Annotated in this window: 2 protein-coding genes; both read right to left on the reverse strand. The window is 49.2% G+C overall.

The window, feature by feature from the left end:
• Positions 1–52 precede the first annotated feature (52 nt).
• Positions 53–1,270, reverse strand: a complete 1,218-nt coding sequence (gene manA / locus BCT81_RS23625) for a mannose-6-phosphate isomerase, class I (protein ID WP_102426048.1) — start codon at positions 1,268–1,270, stop codon at positions 53–55.
• Between the two features lie 94 nt (positions 1,271–1,364).
• The coding region (locus tag BCT81_RS23630) for a fructose-specific PTS transporter subunit EIIC (RefSeq protein ID WP_102426049.1) at positions 1,365–2,976 on the reverse strand (1,612 nt) is incomplete at its 5' end.

Consider the following 2,976-nt stretch of genomic DNA (forward strand, 5'->3'; position numbering starts at 1 on the left):
AAAATGCCCCGCAAAAGCAGGGCACAAAAGTGTTTACTGAATCGTGATAGGGCTAGCTGTAAGCGCGCGCTACACGTCCAACGCAGTCAAGTTTGTAACTCTCGGCATAAGCAGGAATAAACACCGACTGGCCTTTCTCTATCACGCAGGTTTCGCCGCATTTGTGAGTGAGCACCATAGATTCGTCGAGCGGCAATAGGATCTCGGCACCTTCGGTAGTGATCTGTCGTTGATGTGAGTTTTGCACGATAGAGAACTTAAAATCCTCAACTGGAATTTGATATTCCATCACATCACCTTGCTCAATCGGGCTGAGCAATAATCTATCCGCAGGCTTTTCATTAAATCGAGTACAAGAAACCAGTTCGTTCACGTCCATGTACTTAGGCGTCAGCCCTGCGCGCAGCACATTGTCTGAGTTCGCCATGATCTCTAAGCCTGTCCCTTTGATGTAAGCGTGAGGCGTTTCTGCATCTAGATACATGGCTTGCCCCGGCTTTAGCGTAATCACGTTCAATAGTAGCGGAGCAAACAGGCCGACATCACCTGGGTATTGGTTTTCCAGTTCTGAAATCAATTGGAATACACGTTTATCAGAAAGCTTGGCCTTCATGATCAACATGGTCAGCGCCATGCCTTTTTGTTCACCTTCCAAAGACAGTAAGCTTGCAAAAAAACAGGCTAAGCCATTGGGTGTTTGATCGCCCGCGAGATCGTTTACCATCGAATGTAACTCAGGAATGTCGAGGTAATGAAAATGCTCAAGGATCTCACTGATCGACTTAAAGCCATTCATTGCTGTGTAGTCGGTTAGGGCATACACCAGTTCTGGCTTGTGATTAGGATCCTTGTAGTTACGATTGCCTGCGGTCATAGGAATACCTTGCTGCTCTTCAAGAGCATAGCCAGATTCCGCTTGCTGCTTGTTTGGGTGGACTTGAACAGACAGTGCTTTCTCCGCCGCTAACACCTTGAATAGGTAAGGCAGCTCGCCAAAACGACTTGCAACTTTCTCGCTTAAAAACAGGTTTAGGTTCTTAGAGATCAAGCTCGATAATGTGGTCTGCTGCCCATTGTCGTTCACCATTGAGCAACCATTCGGGTGAGCACCCATCCAGATCTCGGCTTGCGGCTCACCAGACTGGTTATCTATGCCAAACAGTTGGCTAAACGAAGAAGGGCTACCCCATGCGTAGTTTTGAATCACATTAGTCATAGGGTAGAAAAAACGTTGTACGAACGAATCGTTCGCTAAAGAAAAATCAGACATCGAAATCACCATGAAGGGAAACATGGCTTGAGCTCTACTCGATCTAATGAAATGTGAGAGTAGCGTGGGCTCAAGCCATTGGAGTTGAAATGGCTTAAGCCGCTGCTGTTGCTAGCTTGGCTTTGCGTAGATTTTTAAGTGCGATACAAGTAACCGCAGTCACACCCGCACCTGATGCCATGCACAGAAGCGCCAGCATTGGGTAGTTCATTGCGCCAAGTAGAGCGAGCACAGGACCACCGTGAGCAACACTGTTGGTGATGCCAAATGAGAACGCCATAACCGCAGCAGTCATTGAACCAAGTACGTTGGCAGGGATAACCGACATCGGGTCTTGAGCCGCGAAAGGAATCGCACCTTCAGAGATACCCACTAAGCCCATCGCGCCTGCTGCTTTGCCTGCTTCAATTTCAGAAGATTCGAACAGGTCGAACTTACGGCCGATTCTGGTTGCGATAGCCATACCCAGTGGAGCAACAGGAATTGCACACGCCATCGCGCCCATGAACTGAGTTTGACCGCTGGCAATCATGCCGACCGAGAATAGGAACGCTACTTTGTTGAATGGGCCACCCATATCGAAGCCAGCCATGCCACCCAATACGATGCCAAGCAGAACTACGTTACCTGTGCTCATGCTAGTTAACAGTGCTGTAAGCGCATCCATTAGTCCCGCAATAGGGGCGCCAATAACGAAGATGAACAGGCCAGCGATGAATAGAGAACCAGTGATCGGAGCGATCATGATAGGCACAAGCGGTTGAACGAACTTGTGGTAGTTAAACGAAGTAATCCATTTAACGAAGTAGCCCACTAACAGACCTGCGATGATTGCGCCAATGAAGCCAGTGCCTGCGTCAGCGCCATAGAAAGAGCCGTTGTTTGCGATCCAGCCGCCAATTAAGCCAGGGGTTAGAGCAGGGCGGTCAGCAATCGCGTAAGCAATATAGCCGGCCAAGATTGGGATCATCAGGGTGAAGGCAACCACACCAACTTCTAGGATTTGGTTCCACATGCTGCCAGCAGGAATCGCCATGCCAGACTCACTTGGTTCGCCGCCAATAGCTAGCGCTAGAGCAATCAAAAGGCCGCCCGTCACTACGAATGGGATCATGTGTGATACGCCATTCATCAAGTAACGGTAAAGATCTGAGCGCGCTTGTGATGCTTTTTCGGCAACAGATTGGTTAGTCGGCGCTTGCTCAGCTTGGTAGCTTGGCGCGTTGAGTGCTTGTTTGATCACGCCTTGTGCGTCTTTGATTGGCGCTTTTACGTTGGTTTTGATAACGCGTTTGCCAGCAAAACGAGCCATGTCGACCTGCTTGTCACAAGCCACCACAATCGCGTCGGCACGTTCAATCTCTTCTTGAGTCGGGCTGTTTTTAACGCCGATAGAACCGTTGGTTTCGACCTTAACATCGTAGCCAAGAGCCGCTGCGCCTTTCTCTAGCGCTTCAGCTGCCAAATAGGTGTGTGCAACGCCAGCTGGACAGCTTGTCACGCCAATGATGAAGCCTTGGGTTTCTGTCGTTTCTTCAGTCTGAACTGGCTCTGGTTTCGTCAGAAGTAGTTCCAATGCCGTTTGCTCGGAGTCGGCATTCATGAAGTTCTCAATGAAACCTTCTTCAATCAATTTTGAAGAAAGCTCAGCCAATACTTCAATGTGGTGATTGTCGCCGCCATCGGGAGAGGCAATCATAAAGAAC

It is taken from the genome of Vibrio sp. 10N.261.52.A1, assembly GCF_002876325.1.
In the GTDB taxonomy this organism is placed as follows: Bacteria; Pseudomonadota; Gammaproteobacteria; order Enterobacterales; family Vibrionaceae; genus Vibrio; species Vibrio chagasii.

What these genes read in the sequence shown, in the direction of transcription:
- manA (WP_102426048.1), bottom strand. Translation starts at nt 1,270, where the DNA reads ATGTCTGATTTTTCTTTAGCGAACGATTCGTTCGTACAACGTTTTTTC.